The following is a 17,497-nucleotide window of genomic DNA, read 5'->3' on the forward strand; positions in this document are numbered from 1 at the left end:
GCAAAAACTATATGACATCATATTTGCAAGCCGAACAGCTAAAACCTGTCCGGCTTGCAAATATACATTTAAGTTAAAGGCCAATTATTTAAAGATTTTAAACCCCAACCATTACTTTAATTATTGTTTTAAATCATCCTCGGTATAATAACCGCTGTCCAGCAATATCTCCTTATAATTGTTGACATCTACATATACGGGATCGCACAGGTATGAAGGAACGACCTTCACTCCATTATGATAAGTCTTAGTGTCATTCACAGGTACCTCTTTGCCTTGAGTTATAGCTTCAATCATCTCAACAACTTTAGAAGCAAGTACCCTTGTATCCTTAAACACCGACATCGACTGCTGTCCGTTGATCATGGCAATTACATTGGGTTTATCGCAGTCCTGTCCCGTCAGAATCGGATACGGCTTATCAGCTGTACCATATCCGGCATTCTTAAGAGAAGCGATAATACCTATTGCCAAACTATCATTGGGCGAAAGCACAGCATCTAACTTGGTCCCATCTGCATAATAAGCAGTGATAAGATTGTCCATTCTAGCCTGAGCTTTAGCAGAATCCCAACCTTGAATAGCTACCGTTACAAAATCCTTTTGTCCACTTACCACAACCAGCTGACCGTTATCAATATAAGGCTTAAGCACACTCATAGCGCCATTGTGGAAGAAGGTAGCATTATTGTCATCGGGTGAACCCGCAAATATCTCTATGTTGTATGGCCCCTTACCTTCTTTCAACCCGAGCTTCTCTTCAATATACTGCCCCTGGATTACACCAACCTTGAAATTGTCAAATGTTGCATAGTAATCAACGTGCTCTGATTGCATAATAAGGCGGTCATATGCAATAACCTTTATACCGTTATCAGCTGCTTTTTTAAGCACATCAGTAAGAGCCGAACCATCGATAGCTGCAATTACCAGAACCTTGCTACCTTTAAGGATCATATTCTCAATTTGCTGTATCTGGGTATTTACATCATTGTTCGCATACTGAAGGTCAACCTTGTATCCTTTAGCCTCAAGTTGAGCTTTCAAATTGGCTCCGTCCTGATTCCATCGCTGCAAAGACTGAGTGGGCATGGAAACACCGATAAGAACATCTTTTCCATTATCCGAAGAACCAGACGATGGATTTGCTGAATCTTTTGTCGCTGAACCACACGCAGCAATGCTCACCATAATAGCAGCTGCTAAAATAAAGATAATAAGTTTCTTCATAAGAGCTCCCCCTTTTTTTTAATATATTGACTTAGAACCATGCCCATTATACAGTTTTTACAAGCAATGCTCAACGTAATTAGCTGCTCAGTTACAAAAAAAAAATGCTCTCTTAGAGAGCAATATTTTACTATTGGTACTCCATTGCGGTGTAGATTTTAACGCAGTTTCTCCCTGTACTCGGTTGGCGTCACCCCTTCATACTTTTTGAATACCTTGCTGAAATAATTAGGATCGCTGTATCCTACTAAATAGCATATTTCCTTGATGCTGAGAGAATCGTCCTTAAGCAATTCTTTAGCCTTATTTATTCTAATCAAATTTAAATAGTCAGAAAAATTGTATCCAAACACCTTTTTGAAGGTACGGCTAAAATAATATGGACTTAGATTAAATTTTGCCGCAGTATCCTTAAGGTTAATATCTTCTTTTAAGTTATCAGTAATATATTGCTCTACCGCTTTAAAAAGAGCAAATTTTTCCCCGTAACCGTTTTTAAACTTGTCATTCAAAAATTGATCATGAGCTATGAGATGTTCGATATCTTGATAATAAACCACACCAGTATCATCAAGTGAATACTCCAAAGCCTTGCAGGCCTCTTGATATGATTCATGCATTTGATGTATGCCATCGTAGCATTTCCCTAAGCCTATTCTAATTGGTACACCAAAAAACCTCTTTACTTCCCTCTTCACATCCAAAGCCAGATTGATCACATTTAATTTAGTTTCATCCGCATCTTTATGAAGTGACATTTGAATAAAATAAATCAGATCTTTGGTAAAACGGTAGCTTCCTATGGCCTTGTAGCGCTGATTCAAAAAAACCTTTATATGTTCACCAATCTGAGTTTTTAATCTTTCAGAAAAATAGACCGGCCCATCGTTGTCATCTTCTTCCTTAAGCCTTACCACCATGCAAAAGGTGTTTTTAAAATCCATGTTCAAATACTCCATATACATTTCAACGTCAATGACTTCCAGCATATCATTGACAATGGAATAGCTCAATTCATTTTCCATCACCGGAATCAGATTGTATATCTTCTCCTCATTTTCAATCTCTCTTTTACGCTTCTCCTTCTCGGACTGTACATATTCGACGGCTTCCCTAATTTTTTCGCGCAGTTCCGCACGGTCAAATGGCTTTAAAATATATTCCCTGACGTTATTCCTAACAGCTTCCACTGCAAAGTCAAAATAGTCATACGCCGTAAGAATAATAAAATAAGCATGGGGAAGAAAGTTCTTAATTTCCTGTATAGCCTTTAATCCATCAATACCTGGCATTTTTATATCAATGATTATAATGTCAGGCCTTAAGCGTTCGGAAATTTCTATGGCCTCTCTTCCGTTTCGCGCCTCGCTGATTTCAAATTGCTCTTTTAGCTCTTTGAATGCGCCTTCTATAACATCTCTAATGGAATCACGAACATACTTTTCATCATCGGCAATTAAAAATCTTAACATGGCCTCCTCTACTCCCTTATAGGAATTTTGAGATATACTCTAGTACCAAAACCTTTTTTGCTCTCAATTGAGAAGATATCATCCCGGTTGTACATCAGCTTAAGCCTTTGAACGACACTCCTTATACCCAGACCCGTAGTATGTCCTACAGGCCGCTGTTCCGGGCTATCTGAAATAATTTTTTCCAGCATATCCTCATCCATTCCACATCCTGTATCTTCTATGAGTATCGTACAGTAATCCCCTTGCTCGTTTATTTCAATATTTATAACTCCTCCCTCTTCTTTGGGCTCTATACCGTGTATAAATGCGTTTTCTACAAAAGGCTGCAGTGTCATTGCCGGAACTATCACCTTTTTCAAATCGGCATTTATCTTCAAATTAAACTTAAACCTATCTTCGTATCTTATTTTTTGAATATACATATACTGCCTTACAACGTTTACTTCTTCTTCTAGAGTAGCATTTCGATCCATCATGCTTAAGCTGTACCTGAGTATACCGGCAACCGCTCTTATAAGGCTTTCTGTTTTATCGGCATTTTCTTTAATCGCCGTCTGGCTTATGCAGTTTAAAGTATTAAACAAAAAATGAGGATTTATCTGAGCCTGTAGAATTTTAAGCTGTGACACCTTTAAGGCATTCTCATAGCTCAATAGCCTCATCTGCTCATCCTGAAGCTTCCTTTCAAGCTCAGCTTTCTCCTGCAAGGATTCAATGTATTTGCTTATGTGGGTAATCATCTTACTGAAAGCCTCCGAGAGAATGTCCAATTCATAAATATACGTCTTTTCACCTTCATTATAGGTAAAATCCCCTTTTACCACCTTTTCTGAAACGTTTACCAGCTCCCTCAGTTTTCTTGTTATATCGCCTATAAACAACAGCGTATAGATAGCACTTACCATCAATGCCGTCATTATATACGCCATCAATACCCTGTTGACATAGTCCTGCTTTTGCTTCAACTCATTATAAATGTTGACATTGTAATCAAAATAGCTGTCGCTCAGCATTGATATAAAAGCATTGCAGTAGGATACGATTTCTTTGGTCCACACATATTCCTCGTAATACACATCAACCCCGGAATGGTTGTCATAAATCTCAATGGTACGGTCTGCAGCTTCCTTAAAACTCTTCAGGGAATTTAAAAGATCCCTCAGAATGTATCTACTTCTAAGATCCGAATCCTCCTGAAGCGCTATTACATTTTCAACGGCTTTATCGTAATGAAATTTATAAAGCCGTTTAGATTCTTCCGCATTGGTCAATATATATTGATTAAAGTGAAAAAACGATTCATTTAAACTATTTTTAATTTGATTGGTGACGCTCATTCTGTTCATCATAATATTATAGGTGCTGCTTATCCTATTGCTCATTATTAAAGATACAACATTGCTGGTAGCAATAGGCAATATAATGATCACAGCAAATATAATGAACTTCTTCTTTAAGCTACTGGATTTCGCTATAGTATCCTTGCTGTTGTTTTCTGAACTCATCAAGGTTTTCTTTGTCGACCACCAGCACATCTGTAATAAACAACCCCTTTGTAGTTTTTCCTTCGATATTATCCATAATGATATTTACAGCTTTGTAGCCCATAAGATAAGGCTTCTGCACTACGGTGGATGTGATTACCCCTTTTTCAATGTTGTCAAGGGTCTCGGGCAAATCATCAAAACAGATAATTTTTACTTTTCCGGTAAGCCCCAAACCCTTAACCGCTTTGGCTGCACCCAATCCATCTAAAGCTGAAGTGCAAAACAATGCTTTTACGTCGGGATGCTGATTTAAAATCTTTTTTGCTGCCAGCTCGGCTTCTAATAGATACGAATCTGATGACTCAATAGCCGCTATAACAATATTTGAGTTGCTATTTATATAGTCTTTAAAGCCCTCCACCCTCTCTATCTGGTTCTTTACACTTTTGCCACCCATAATTATACCAACCTTGCCTTCGGTGCCGATTTGACGAATCACTTCCCTGCCCCCCACTCTTCCCGCCTCTACATTATCTGTGCCCACATATGCAAGGCGCTTGCTGTTTTCGGCATCAGAGTCAATGGTAACCAATGGAATACCGCCTTCTATAACTTTATTGATGACATCATTATAGCGTGTTTCATCCTGTACATAGGCTATTATTCCACTCACCTTTGCAGCGTACGCCATCTTAATCAACCTTATACCCTCCTCAACACTCGCAGTATCAGGCCCCTGAAAATCTATGATAACTCCTCTTTCCTTAGCAGCTTTCTCAGCTCCCAAGCGTACCTGTTGCCAGTAAGGATTGGCGTAAACATGGCTTATAAGCACTATTTTGGGTTTTATCTCCTCTTCAACAGGTTTCTCATATTTTATGTCAAGCAGCACCAAATTAAATATAATGAAAAGTAAGGCCGCCGAATAATATACCGCGTATTTTAAGAATCTTTTCACCCGCTTCACCCCCTCTGTAAGGGAACAAAGTTACCGGCTTAAAAATAATTATAACCAGCGAGCCAGCTTGTTCATATTTATTATAGCATTATTTTGTGAGGTTTACACTATTGTAACGCTTGCCTTAGTTTCCAAATTATTCTAGAAAAATGGACAATAAATACTTTCTAATTCATCATGGGATACAATAAAAGTCTCTAATTAATTACAAGCACACAACCAAAAATGTTTCCAAAGAACATAGCCACTCACAACAGCGCCAATGGAAAACGCATATTTGATTACGTACCAATTGATTTTTAATTAAAAGTTTCACTTGAAATGGAGAAATCGTTACTGTATCCCTATGACACCCTGCCTCTGCAAATATCAAAATATTGTTATTAATTTACATATACATATACAATTACCTTTTTCAAATTTTATTTAAATTTTTAGCAGATTATGTAAATTTTTTAGATTTATATGCTGTACTCACCATAGTAAACGGGATTGACGTTGCATTAGCCATACTTATATGATCTAGCAGTTATGGAACATATCTAAAAATAGTTATGACAATCAGTACTATACCACAAAAATCAGTAATATACATACATCAGGAACTTTATGAAAATCCTCAGAAAAATAAATTAGAGGGGGAACTTAAAATGAAAAAACCAATCAAAATGATTTCTTTCTTACTGGTTTTAATTCTAACAGTAGGCTTGTTTAGCGGATGCACAGGAACATCATCTGACAAAACAGGTGATACCACTACAAAAGTAGAAAAAGATTCAACAGATAAAAACGATGAAAAACCAGCCGAGAGCGAAACTAAAGAAGGTGAAAGTGAAGCAGGAAGTTTTGCACTACCTATTGTGGATAAGCCTATAACCTTTACTTATTGGGTGCCTTTCGGTGGAACAGCCAAAGAAATCATACCCGATTTAAGTCAAAATGAAGTTTACCAGGAGCTTGAAAAATTGACAAACGTAAAAATTGAATTCATTCACCCTCCAGAAGGCCAGGAGACAGAGCACTTCAATCTTATGATTTCTTCAGGTGACCTACCGGATATAATAGAACAAGGCGAAAGATACAAAGGCGGTATAAATAAAGCCATTGCCGACGGTATCTATATTAGGCTAAATGAACTGGTAGATAAATACGCTCCCAACTTTAAAAAGTCATAGAATCAAATGAAGAACTGAAAAAGCAAGTATACTCGGATGAAGGCAATCTGTTAGGGTTCGGCATGATTACCAGTGATGTTCCCGGAACATCATTAGAACCGACAGCAGAGAATCCGTGGTGTGGTCCTTTTATAAGGAAAGATTGGCTGGATGAACTAGGCATGGAGATACCCACCACCATAGATGAGTGGTATACTGCACTGAAAGCTTTCAAGGAACAGATGAATGCTGAAGTTCCCATGATATGGAACAATGCAATAGGTATGGAACCTTCAACAGGCGCTTTTGTAAGTGCTTTCGATATTGGTCCAGGCTTCTATATAAAAAACGGTGAAATAAAGTATGGTCCGATAGAACCAGGATTTAAAGAGTATTTACAATTAGTAAACAAGTGGTATGAGGAAGGATTGATAGACAGGGATTTCCCAACCAGGGATGCTAAGAGCATAGATGCTCTTGTAATGTCAGGAAAAGTAGGCGCAAAATTACAGGATGGAACCGCATTGGTGTTAAAAGCAAGAGCCGTTGGTATTGAATTTGCAGGAGCTCCTTATCCAAAGAAGAACGAAAATAGTGAAATACACTGGAGATATAAAAATAATATATGCAGAGCCAACTACGGTGTTATAACATCTAAGTGTAAAAACCCCGAAGTAGCTGTCAAATGGTTTGACTACCATTATACCGAAGATGGTTTCAAACTCTTCAATTTCGGTGTGGAAGGAAAGAGCTATACTGGCATAGATGAAAAGGGAAGACCAAAATATGTTGAATATATAAGCAAAAACAACTATCAGGATTTTGACAGGTACAATTCTGTATTCAGACTTCATAATGGACCTTATCTAAAGAGCGACCTTAGAAGCAATCCCAGAAGATGGATGGAAGACTTAGAGCAGTATCGCATTACATGGAATAACCAACCGGCTGACTATGTACTGCCTCCTATTACTCTGACAGCAGAAGAAGGCGCCGAATACGCCAAAATCATGAGTGATATAGAAGCCTATAGAAATGAGATGATGCTCAAATTCATCATGGGGCAAGAGCCTCTGGACAAATTTGATGAATATGTAAACAACATAAAGGCTATGAACATTGACAGGGTTATAGAGATTTATAAAGCTGCACTTGACCGATATAACAAGAGACTTGAAAAGGTTGATTAAGAAAGAAGCTTTTTGCTTCTTTCTTAATCAACCCAATAATTTAAGGAGGAGGCTGCTATATGACCCGTGCTCAGATAAAAACTGATATTATAAGAAACAAGTATATATATAATGGCATTACCTGTAATTGCTTACTATATAATATTTCACTACATGCCCATGTACGGCGCCATTATCGCTTTCAAGGAGTTTAATCCGGCCCTTGGCATAATTAGAAGCCCTTGGGTAGGGTTTAAACATTTTAAAAGCTTTTTTGAGGGCGTTTATTTTTGGAGGTTAATAAGAAACACTCTGCTCATAAGCATTTATAGCCTTGTATGGGGGTTCCCTGCCCCGATTATTTTAGCTTTATTATTAAACGAAGTCAAAAATAACTATTTTAAAAGAACGGTTCAAACCATATCTTACCTTCCCCATTTTATTTCTCTAGTCGTCGTTTGTGGTATAATAAAAGACTTCACCAGTACGGATGGTGTAATAAATGACATAATTGAACTTTTAGGGGGAGAAAGGACCAATTTCCTTATGAAGCCAGAATGGTTCAGACCTATATATGTAGGTTCAGGCATATGGCAAGAAGTTGGATGGGGAAGTATAATTTATTTAGCTGCTATAACAAATATTGATCCAGAATTATATGAGGCTGCTACTATTGATGGAGCAAGTCGTTGGAAACAAACATGGCATATCACTCTACCAGGTATTGTGCCTACCATTGTCATCCTGCTTATACTGAGATTAGGTGGATTAATGAGTGTAGGGTTTGAAAAGATAATTTTGCTTTACAATTCAGCCACTATGGAAACGGCTGATGTCATTTCCAGCTATGTATACAGAAGAGGATTATTAGATTTTGACTACAGCTTCAGTGCCGCCGTAGGTCTTTTCAATTCGGTCATCAATTTGATATTGATAACATCAGCAAATAAATTAAGTAGGAAAATTTCAGAAACCAGTTTATGGTAGGAGGTACACTGTGATGGTTACAAAGAAAACCGTAGGCGAAAGAATATTTAATTGCATCAACATCACCTTTTTGACAATACTGGCAATAGCCTGCCTATATCCTATGCTGTATGTATTATTTGCCTCCTTTAGTGATCCAATAGAGCTAATGAAACACCGAGGACTTATGTTAAGACCCCTTGGATTTACCATTGAAGGATACAAGCTCGTCTTTAAAAACTCAAGTATAACCACGGGGTATCTAAATACGTTATTTTATGTTACTGCTGGCACGGCTATAAATCTATTCATGACGTCACTTGGTGCATATGTTCTTTCCAGAAAAAATGTGCTATGGAAAAACGCAATAGCATTTATGATAACCATCACTATGTTATTCAGTGGTGGATTAATACCGTTCTACCTACTCGTTAAAAGCCTAGGAATGGTTAACACCAGATGGGCATTAATTATACCAGGTGCCATATCTACGTATAACCTTTTTGTCATGCGCACTTCGTTTGCTAGCATCCCGGACAGTTTAGAAGAATCCGCAAAGATTGACGGTGCAAACGACTTTATAATTTTGTTTAGAATAATACTACCTTTATCAAAGGCTGTATTAGCTGTCATGACCCTCTTCTATGCAGTTGGGCACTGGAATGCCTGGTTCAATGCAATGATATTCTTAAGAAAGAGAGAACTCTTCCCTTTACAATTAATACTAAGAGAAATACTTATAGCCAATGACATGCAAAGCATGAGTAACCTTGAAGGATTGGTAGACGTAAGCGTTCAAGCAAATGCTGACATTGTATACTTCGCACGACTGCTTGTGCAGTATTGTACTATAATAGTTGCCACCCTGCCCATTCTTTTCCTCTATCCTTTTGTACAAAAATACTTTGTAAAAGGTGTTATGATAGGTTCACTAAAAGGATAAAAAAATTGTATCAAAGCAATTTAATAGTAAAAACAGGATTCCCAACTTCTCATTCTTTATGGGAACCCTGTTTTTATTCTCGTTTGGCAAAACCTTCACTCTAACACATACAAACAACCTAAAAAATACCTCTTAACCAGGCCCCATCCCGTCCTGCATTGAAAAAACTTCTAGAAGATTTGCTCGACTGGTTCATGATGTCTAAACGTGAAATCTATCTTCTGAAAAACGACAACGACAAAGGCAATGGTTTCTATGATAGAAAACTTGCTACTCCTGTGAGTAATCTAAAAATCTCTGCGCCCAGAACTCGTACAGGTGATTTTAGACCCAACATCCTCCCTGAACCCATATAAAAAGATTGACGAATCATACACCGAACTCCTTATGTCCCTGATTATTAACGGCTATTCAGAATCTTCTCTCTTGAATACCCTCAAAAGTCTTCACCTGCCTTATTCTGATGATGAACTTAATAAAATCAAAGATGACATCAAAAGTGAATTAGACCTTTTCAAACAAAGGGAATTGCCTGAAACAGTCTTTGCACTATTCATCAATGCCTACCACTGCAAAATTAAAGATGGCTCAAAAGCTAAAAAAGCTGCATGGTACATAATTTTCTTGGTATCTATATGGAAGGTAAAAACATCTTTGGGATAATTGAAACAGTCAAAGCCGTATATCCATACGCTCATCACCAACTCTGTTTTGTTCATCTTCAAAGAAATATACGCAAATATATGACCAAAGCTGATGCTACAGAATTCAATAAAGAACTCAATAAGATAAAGCTCTCTTCTTCATTTGATGAGGTTGTTGAAAAATTTCAGGACCTCTGCAGTAAATTCAAAGATAGATACGGCCGCTATATGAACCTTCTTATAGAAAAAAGCAGAATATTATTTGGCCTTTACTAAGTATCCTGAACCCTTGAGGAAATATATCTACACTACCAATAGTGTAGAAAGCGTTAACAGTCTAATTGAGAAAATCCGCATAAGATCGGGTGGATACTTCAATTCTGTTAAAGTACTAGAAATCAATATATATATTTGCAGAGGGAGAATTTAAGACGTACAAAATAGAAAAAATTGGTTCCAATGATAAATGCTCACATCTATGATATACAACACAAATTTTCCAGCTACGTTACTTTAATCAGACACAAAATTCTTGACAAGTCTCCAGGCGTAACTTCGGGTAGTTCCTACCCTACTTTATTTCAAAATTTATGCTATTCCTAATATTCTTTTACTTTCATTTAACACGTTCTTACTTGCATTTATATCTCTATCGCGGATTGTTTTACATTTTAGACATTTAAAGTATAAAAGTGAGAACAAAAGATATAAATTCCAATAATAGTTTATTTTAGTTTATTTAAATTAGTTTTCATGCATTATCCAATTTTACTAAACAGGTATAAAAATGCTACCATAGAAAATGAAGAAACCATAAGAGTAAGCGTCAAATATAACCCACTTATAAAAAACAATGTCTTGGCGTAGTGCCTTAAGACAATCGAGTAACAGAACCCTTATAGGACGTAATCAAGCCTCTGGCTATGCTAATGTTCATAACTTACATGGAACACTCTCGAAAAATAGCTGGAAATAGTGGCGAAGCTTTTGAAAATGGGTCATATTAACAAAATTGCAGGTATTATCAGGAAATAAAACAAATGGACCTTGAAAAACTTATATGGTATTAACTGGATAACCGAAAAAAGGTATAGCAATCTAATTCTTAAAAATACAATTTTTTAAAGCTTCTAACACTATATGAAGGCTAAGTATCTATGTCGCTTCGATAAAAGTATCTACAAAACTAAAGTTTGTATGTTTGCCCCATGCATCAAGATGAATATTAACTGCAGCAAAGGTAGCCATGGCAAATTTCATCATATTGCTTCGGGGACGTGCATCTTCAATAGAATAATTCACGAATAATCTCTTATTGGTGCGTTCCACTGTACGCGAATCATATTTAAACCTTTGATGGAATTTGATCATGTGTCCCTGAAATTAGGACATTATGCAATCTAACTTTTGACAGAAGGTGTCTGTAATACATGATCATGAGGTTATCTATATTATTTTAATTCATTAACCAAAAAATAAAAAATTAGCTAAAGTACTTTCATTACTATTTGTAAATTAAGGAAGCAAAAGGAGGAATGTGAGTTAGTATGAATAAAATTGGGTTCACATTGTTTCTTATAATAATTTTGAGTTTTATGGCATGTAGCACACAGAACGAAGTAGGAACTAATGGTTTAAATGGGGGTATAGGAATAGATATTTTAAGCGAAAATATAGGAAAAACGAAGGAGGTAGTATTTAAAAGTTTAAACCTTAAGGAAGGTAAAAATGTAGAATTATCTGATAAAATGGCTGGTGCATATATTTTAAAAGATGAACAAAAATTTTATGGTGAAGATTTTCTTCTTGCACTTAATTTTGATGCAAATAATGATAAAATGTACGGATTTATGTACATTAAAGATTTTGAAGATAATCTAAAGGATGGATATAATCTTACAAAAAAATTGTACCAAGATTTAACTAAAGAATACGGAGATCCTACAACTTATCCAGAATCGCCGAATAGCATTTCAAAAATTCCAAGTTACGAAGAATTAGCAACTGACAGGATTTCTCATTATATGGAAACATGGAAAGTTAATGATGAAATATCGGTTACATTGGAGATGAAGTATATTCCAGATACAGGGATTCGAATTGCTGTTCAATATGCGGTACTTGTACCAACAACACGAACACGTGGATAAGGAAGTTAGCTTAAAAGAGGCAGAAAATTATTATTTTATGGAACAAATATTCATAAACAAAGCGATAACTGGATCGCTAAACTCCCGGCCATAACAAAACATTGAATAAAAAATCTCCTATCTTACATGAAAGCCTTCCCTGTTCATAGCTTGAAAAACAACAATGATATCCCTACTAAAAAAATAAAGATGGATATATTAATTAATAGCCTTCAAAAGCCAAGGAAGCTCAAAGCTGGTGCGCTTCTTTAGCGCACCAGCTGATACACCTCCTTGTAGGCAATTTTGTTAAGGCCCTATGAAATCACTAACAAATACATAAACACCAACCCCCACAACTGCCCCTGCGGAATCAATCAACACGTCTTTCACCTGCGCACCTCTGCCCGGCACAAACATCTGGTGTATTTCATCAGTAGCAGCGTATACAATACAAATAGCCAAAGCCCAAGCAACAGCTTTAAATGTCGGAACGCCGCTTGCCCTCAGTGCGTTTACAGTTAAAACGCCTAGTACAAGATAGATTGCAAAATGAGCCAATTTTCTAATTAAGTGGTTTAGCGTTGCTATATCCACAGTCAGCTCATCTAAAGGCATAACTCTTTTTGCCAGCTGAATGACAAATAGGGTTACACTTTTGCTCAGGCCATCGGATTCATGTGCAGGTTGAGCCGAAAATAAGAAGATAACCGCCATCCAGGCAAATACAAGAGTCCATGACACCAGTGTGGATATTCTTTTTTTCTTTCCCATCGCATACATTACATTTTCACGCTCAGCTTTTTGCAGAAAAAGCAACTGCCATTTTGACAATTGTGTCATGGACCCGCATCGTTTGAATACACGGCCGATTTATTTCTCATACCCGTTGGGGTTGTTCTTCTGCCAGTTCCACGAATCCCTGCACATGTCCTCAAGGTTTTTCTCTGCCTTCCAGCCCAGTTCCTTATGCGCCTTTGTGGGATCAGCATAGCATTTGTCTACGTCCCCAGGCCTTCTACCGGTAATGACATAGGGTATCTTTACGCCGTTAACCCTCTCAAAGGTCTTAACCACGTCAAGCACGCTGTACCCCATGCCCGTTCCCAGATTGTATACCTCCACACCATTGTCCTTCATCACCTTCTCCAGTGCCTTCAGGTGCCCTCTGGCCAAATCCACCACATGGATGTAATCCCTTACACCTGTACCATCGTGGGTATCGTAATCGTTGCCAAATACATACAGCTTTTCTCGCTTTCCTACAGCCACCTGGGTTATATAGGGCATCAAGTTGTTTGGTATGCCGTTGGGGTCCTCCCCTATCCTGCCGCTTTCATGAGCACCTATCGGGTTAAAATATCTCAGCAGAATAATACCCCACTCGTTATCCGCAACATACACATCTCTCAAAATCTCCTCTATCATGTACTTGGTACGCCCATATGGATTGGTGGGGCAAAGCGGGAAATCCTCCTTTATGGGGACGCTTTCGGGCTTGCCGTATACAGTGGCAGAGGAGCTGAAGACTACTTTTTTGACGCCATGCTTCTGCATGACCTCGCACAATATAATGGTACCCGTGATGTTATTGTAATAGTATTTAAGCGGTATGGCCACCGACTCACCAACGGCCTTAAGCCCTGCAAAGTGTATGACGGCTTGAATGTCGTTCTCCGAAAACACCTTGTCAAGCCCGTCTCTGTCCAGAAGGTCAACGGCATATACCTTGAAATCCTTGCCGGTTATCTCCTTTACACGCCTCAACGCTTCGGGTTTGCTGTTGGAGAAGTTATCCACAACAACGATGTCATAGCCTGCGTCCAACAGCTCCACGCAGGTATGGCTTCCAATATACCCTGCACCACCTGTTACGAGTATAGACATGTTATCCCTCCTCTTGTATTTGCAATGCAATTTAGTTGAAAATTAAAGCAAAATAGCAAATTTACACACTACTGTCAACTTACGAGATAATGACTTTTATGGGAAATCTAATGCTGGCTGCCTAATGGGACCCAAATCCGTCCTATACTTTCTTTTCCATCACCGAAAAATATTCTATCATATTTTTTCGGATAATTCATCTTCATTAAGATGGAATTTTTTAGCTGAAATAGGATAAAATTCAATTAAAACATATCCTTCCAAAGCATTTCAGTCATCTATTAATGCAATTTTAAAATGGTTACTGCAAAACACCACTACTTGCTCAAATACCACTCCTCGATGTTTCTGTATATATTGAGCTCCCCAGGGGCCTTGACGCCGTAAACCCTGTTGCTGGTCATAAGGGAAGCGGTTTGAAAATACAGGCTGACCACAGGCAGCTGCTCGACCAGGTGCTTTTGTATGCGGCTATAAAGCTCAATAAGCTTGGCATCTTCATAAGTCAAAGCCGCCTCATCGAGCAACTTGTCAAGTTCTTCATTGCGGTATCTCATAAAATTATTGAGACCATTCCCTATCTCCCCTGAATGAAACATGAACCTAAGTTCCGGAAATATGTCCAGATAATAGCCGGTCAATACCGCTTCAAACCGGCCACTTTTCAACCTTTCGGTTAGCTCCTCCCAGGGGAGGATTTCTATCTCCACTGCAATGCCCACCCGTTTTAGCTGTTCAGCAATTATTTCCAAGGCATCCTTCCTCAAGATATTTTCAGAGTTTGTTAGAATAGAAAATCTAAGCTCAACTTTTTGAGACCCGATCATTTTGTGCCTGACCCAATTATCCTCCTGCTGACTTTGTGCCAAACCGTTTTCAGCAGCCTCATCTTGCAACACTTGGCCTTCATCGGTCTGCTCCTGTGCATTTTCGGCAGCCTCCTCTTCCAGCATCTGCCCTTCCTCAATCCGCTCCTGTGTATTTTGAGCATTGGACCCATTACTGGCGGTTTGATCTGTCTTGCCAAGCACCCAGCCCGCTTGCTCGAGCAGTTCAATTGCCTTATCAGGGTCGTAATCATATATCCTGTAACTGCTATCGTAAAGCCATGAATCGGAAGGAATGGGAACATCCACAGCTTCCGCATTGTTCAAATATACCTTGAAAATGATATCCTTTCTATCCAGAGCATAGGCAATGGCTTTCCTAACGCTAACATCGCTCAATACCGGGTGGCTCATGTTAAACGCCAAAAATTCGTAATTGCGCGTGAGATATCGGTGGACCTTCGCATCCTCTTCCCTCGGATAGGGATTAATTACAGTAGCCATAATATTCATCAAGTCTATCTCTCGGTCATGGAAGGCCTGCCTTACCTGCATCTCATCATGATAAATCCGGGCCAGTATGGCATCGATATAAGGCTGTTTCCCCCAATATTTTTCGTTTCTCACCAACCTGATTTGCCTAAGCCCATTCCCCCTCTCCTCCCGCTCAATTCCTCCCTCATCTACCTTGTAAGGCCCTGTTCCTACTGGCAGGAAACTCATGTCCTGCCTGTGCTGCAGCATAAACTCATCGGATTGATACACCCATTTAGGAAGCACGGGGAAGGTCATAATATCCAGCATGTTGTTTACAGGTTGAGATAGATACACGTTCACCGTATAGGGATCAAAGGGGTCTGTTTCAATCTTTTGTATACTTGCGTTGCCGGCGATGCCCTTTTGATAAAACGACCCAAGGCGTCCTCCCTGCAATGCCAAAAAGGTAAACACCACGTCATCCCCGGTGAGCGGCCGTCCATCATGAAACACCACATTTTTTCGCAAATGAAAACGCCATAGTTTTCCGTCATCTTCCACATCCCATGATTCAGCCAAGCAGGGTTGAGGCTTCATATTCTCATCGTATTCAAACAGCCCTTCAAATATCAAACCAAAAAAATTAATCATATCCCTGGATTTGGTAAACAAAGGATTAAGCGTATCAGGTGATGGTATGGGCACCACCAACTCGCCCCCCTTTTGGGGCTCAGGAGTTTGAGCCTCTTCCCCCTCAGTTTCACCCATGTCGATATCCTGTTCTACGATATGCGGTGCCTCTACAATTTGACATGCTGTCAAAGTCAATATATAGATGACCAACGATATCAAAGCAAGCCCTTTCTTCATACGCTTCCCAATCCCTCTCATCAATAGACATCATGTATGCGATATAGCTGTTTGTATTTATCGTAAGCGCTCCATACCCTGGCCACAAAATCCCGTGTCTCTTTAAAAGGGATATTATCCAACCCTTTCCCGTCTTTGCTGTACCTGGGATCTTGTAGCCATCTCTCGACATTGCCACTGCCGCCATTATACGCTGCAAGAGCCAGATCTAAATTCCCTTTGAAGTGATTGCGAAGCCTATCAAGATACCAGCACCCTATCCGTATATTCACCGCTGGATCATAAAGGCTGTCATCGCTGTATCCTTCGATACCCAGCCTTTCTGCCGCCCACCGTCCAGTAGAGGGAATGACCTGCATGAGCCCTCTTGCCCCTTTGTGTGACGTTGCAGCCTCGTTAAATTTGCTTTCAACCCATATCACTGCACACACCAGATATGGATCCAGCCTATATTCACTCGCATACTGAAGTATCAAGCCCTCGTATTTTAAGGGATACATCCTCCTCTGAACCCAACCGTACACCAACGCCACGCACAGTATAAATAATGCCAGTATGATGATGAGCACAAATTTAAAGGTCAAAGTTCTGCCCATAGCTGCTCCACCTGCTTCCGGGTATGCTCCAGGCCATGCGAATTATCTATTATTCTGTCAGCATACCGCCTCTTTATATCCTGATCCATCTGGCTGTTTATCCGGTTTAAAGCCTGCTGGCGCGTCAACCCGTTCCGCTTCATAAGCCTTTCTATCTGAGTTTCCCTGTCGGCCACAACCAGCCATACCTCATCTACCATATCGCACCATCCGGCCTCAATCAGCAGCGCAGCATCCACCACAACGGCCTTATAGCCGCCCCTGGACTTTAACCTATCTATTTCGGATAGCACCTGATGCTGAATTGCCGGATGCGTAATGGAGTTAAGTTTTTTTAAAGCTTCGGGGTTGGCAAACACCAGCTCTCCCAATTTTTTTCTGTCAATCTCGCCATCGGGCAGCAAATACTGATCCCCAAAGGTTTCCTTTATCCTCTGCCACACAGGCGTTCCCTTTTTCATTATTTCCCTGGCAACCATATCAGCATCTATGACTGCAGCTCCCAAATCTGCGAGCATCCTGGATACCGTGGACTTGCCACAGGCTATCCCGCCGGTTAGTCCAATTACCTTCATAGCTCCCCCTGCTTTTCATCATGATCATATCATATCAACTTAGATTAATTCCTTCACAATCATTTCGTTACACCATAACAATATCATTACTATTTAAAAATTCCTCATGC

14 protein-coding genes and 1 pseudogene are annotated in these 17,497 nt (G+C 39.2%); 6 read left to right on the forward strand and 9 right to left on the reverse strand.

Going from position 1 to position 17,497, the window contains the following annotated elements:
- Positions 1–120: 120 nt before the first annotated feature.
- The 4 genes from chvE to BM241_RS04625 form a co-directional block, all read right to left on the reverse strand.
- A complete protein-coding gene (chvE, locus tag BM241_RS04610; RefSeq protein ID WP_092282133.1) occupies positions 121–1,230 on the reverse strand; it encodes a multiple monosaccharide ABC transporter substrate-binding protein in 1,110 nt (369 codons plus the stop codon).
- A gap of 158 nt (positions 1,231–1,388) precedes the next feature.
- Positions 1,389–2,702: a helix-turn-helix domain-containing protein gene (locus BM241_RS04615; RefSeq protein ID WP_092282134.1), complete on the reverse strand. Its 1,314-nt coding sequence runs from the start codon at positions 2,700–2,702 to the stop codon at positions 1,389–1,391.
- 8 nt (positions 2,703–2,710) lie between these two features.
- Positions 2,711–4,240, reverse strand: coding sequence for a sensor histidine kinase (locus tag BM241_RS04620; protein WP_242948247.1), 1,530 nt, complete (start codon positions 4,238–4,240; stop codon positions 2,711–2,713).
- Positions 4,164–5,150, reverse strand: coding sequence for a sugar-binding protein (locus tag BM241_RS04625; RefSeq protein ID WP_242948248.1), 987 nt, complete (start codon positions 5,148–5,150; stop codon positions 4,164–4,166). Before BM241_RS04625 ends, BM241_RS04620 begins: the two co-directional genes overlap by 77 nt.
- Positions 5,151–5,800: 650 nt before the next feature.
- Between BM241_RS04625 and BM241_RS04630 the strand changes: the two genes are divergently transcribed.
- The 6 genes and pseudogenes from BM241_RS04630 to BM241_RS04655 all read left to right on the forward strand — a co-directional run bounded on the left by BM241_RS04630 (position 5,801) and on the right by BM241_RS04655 (position 12,176).
- A complete protein-coding gene (locus BM241_RS04630) occupies positions 5,801–6,325 on the forward strand; it encodes a hypothetical protein (protein WP_092282137.1) in 525 nt (174 codons plus the stop codon).
- Positions 6,326–6,387: 62 nt separating this feature from the next.
- Complete coding sequence (locus BM241_RS04635; RefSeq protein ID WP_143094050.1) at positions 6,388–7,494, forward strand: extracellular solute-binding protein; 1,107 nt, start codon at positions 6,388–6,390, stop codon at positions 7,492–7,494.
- Between the two features lie 111 nt (positions 7,495–7,605).
- Complete coding sequence (locus BM241_RS04640) at positions 7,606–8,460, forward strand: ABC transporter permease (RefSeq protein ID WP_092282139.1); 855 nt, start codon at positions 7,606–7,608, stop codon at positions 8,458–8,460.
- A gap of 13 nt (positions 8,461–8,473) precedes the next feature.
- A complete protein-coding gene (locus tag BM241_RS04645; RefSeq protein ID WP_092282140.1) occupies positions 8,474–9,382 on the forward strand; it encodes a carbohydrate ABC transporter permease in 909 nt (302 codons plus the stop codon).
- A 143-nt stretch (positions 9,383–9,525) separates the two neighbouring features.
- Positions 9,526–10,562 (forward strand): annotated as a pseudogene (locus BM241_RS04650) (transposase); the annotation flags it as partial.
- A 1,011-nt stretch (positions 10,563–11,573) separates the two neighbouring features.
- The gene (locus tag BM241_RS04655) at positions 11,574–12,176 is read left to right on the forward strand and encodes a hypothetical protein (RefSeq protein WP_092282141.1); all 603 of its coding nucleotides are present in this window, start codon (positions 11,574–11,576) and stop codon (positions 12,174–12,176) included.
- Between the two features lie 288 nt (positions 12,177–12,464).
- Here the strand turns inward: BM241_RS04655 and BM241_RS04660 are convergent, their stop codons facing one another.
- The 5 genes from BM241_RS04660 to coaE all read right to left on the reverse strand — a co-directional run bounded on the left by BM241_RS04660 (position 12,465) and on the right by coaE (position 17,387).
- Positions 12,465–12,998 carry a VanZ family protein gene (locus tag BM241_RS04660; RefSeq protein ID WP_242948250.1) on the reverse strand — a complete coding sequence of 178 codons (534 nt, stop codon included), beginning with the start codon at positions 12,996–12,998 and terminating at the stop codon, positions 12,465–12,467.
- 30 nt (positions 12,999–13,028) lie between these two features.
- Positions 13,029–14,042 (reverse strand): UDP-glucose 4-epimerase GalE, encoded by a 1,014-nt coding sequence (gene galE, locus BM241_RS04665; RefSeq protein ID WP_092282142.1) that lies wholly within the window; start codon positions 14,040–14,042, stop codon positions 13,029–13,031.
- A 317-nt stretch (positions 14,043–14,359) separates the two neighbouring features.
- A complete protein-coding gene (locus BM241_RS04670; protein ID WP_177206093.1) occupies positions 14,360–16,216 on the reverse strand; it encodes an ABC transporter substrate-binding protein in 1,857 nt (618 codons plus the stop codon).
- Between the two features lie 20 nt (positions 16,217–16,236).
- Positions 16,237–16,812 (reverse strand): lytic transglycosylase domain-containing protein, encoded by a 576-nt coding sequence (locus BM241_RS04675; protein ID WP_092282144.1) that lies wholly within the window; start codon positions 16,810–16,812, stop codon positions 16,237–16,239.
- Positions 16,797–17,387, reverse strand: coding sequence for a dephospho-CoA kinase (coaE, locus tag BM241_RS04680; RefSeq protein WP_092282145.1), 591 nt, complete (start codon positions 17,385–17,387; stop codon positions 16,797–16,799). The genes BM241_RS04675 and coaE overlap by 16 nt, the downstream gene beginning before the upstream one ends.
- Positions 17,388–17,497 lie beyond the last annotated feature (110 nt).

This window comes from Caldicoprobacter faecalis, assembly GCF_900115765.1.
GTDB lineage: Bacteria > Bacillota > Clostridia > Caldicoprobacterales > Caldicoprobacteraceae > Caldicoprobacter > Caldicoprobacter oshimai.

Excerpts from the sequence above, each read along its gene's own strand:
- BM241_RS04620 (WP_242948247.1), bottom strand. The coding sequence starts at position 4,240 with ATGTGCTGGTGGTCGACAAAGAAAACCTTGATGAGTTCAGAAAACAAC.
- BM241_RS04615 (WP_092282134.1), bottom strand. The coding sequence starts at position 2,702 with ATGTTAAGATTTTTAATTGCCGATGATGAAAAGTATGTTCGTGATTCC.
- galE (WP_092282142.1), bottom strand. The coding sequence starts at position 14,042 with ATGTCTATACTCGTAACAGGTGGTGCAGGGTATATTGGAAGCCATACC.
- chvE (WP_092282133.1), bottom strand. The coding sequence starts at position 1,230 with ATGAAGAAACTTATTATCTTTATTTTAGCAGCTGCTATTATGGTGAGC.
- BM241_RS04635 (WP_143094050.1), top strand. The coding sequence starts at position 6,388 with ATGATTACCAGTGATGTTCCCGGAACATCATTAGAACCGACAGCAGAG.
- BM241_RS04655 (WP_092282141.1), top strand. The coding sequence starts at position 11,574 with ATGAATAAAATTGGGTTCACATTGTTTCTTATAATAATTTTGAGTTTT.
- BM241_RS04640 (WP_092282139.1), top strand. The coding sequence starts at position 7,606 with ATGGCATTACCTGTAATTGCTTACTATATAATATTTCACTACATGCCC.
- BM241_RS04670 (WP_177206093.1), bottom strand. The coding sequence starts at position 16,216 with ATGAAGAAAGGGCTTGCTTTGATATCGTTGGTCATCTATATATTGACT.
- BM241_RS04630 (WP_092282137.1), top strand. The coding sequence starts at position 5,801 with ATGAAAAAACCAATCAAAATGATTTCTTTCTTACTGGTTTTAATTCTA.
- coaE (WP_092282145.1), bottom strand. The coding sequence starts at position 17,387 with ATGAAGGTAATTGGACTAACCGGCGGGATAGCCTGTGGCAAGTCCACG.
- BM241_RS04675 (WP_092282144.1), bottom strand. The coding sequence starts at position 16,812 with ATGGGCAGAACTTTGACCTTTAAATTTGTGCTCATCATCATACTGGCA.
- BM241_RS04645 (WP_092282140.1), top strand. The coding sequence starts at position 8,474 with ATGGTTACAAAGAAAACCGTAGGCGAAAGAATATTTAATTGCATCAAC.
- BM241_RS04660 (WP_242948250.1), bottom strand. The coding sequence starts at position 12,998 with ATGACACAATTGTCAAAATGGCAGTTGCTTTTTCTGCAAAAAGCTGAG.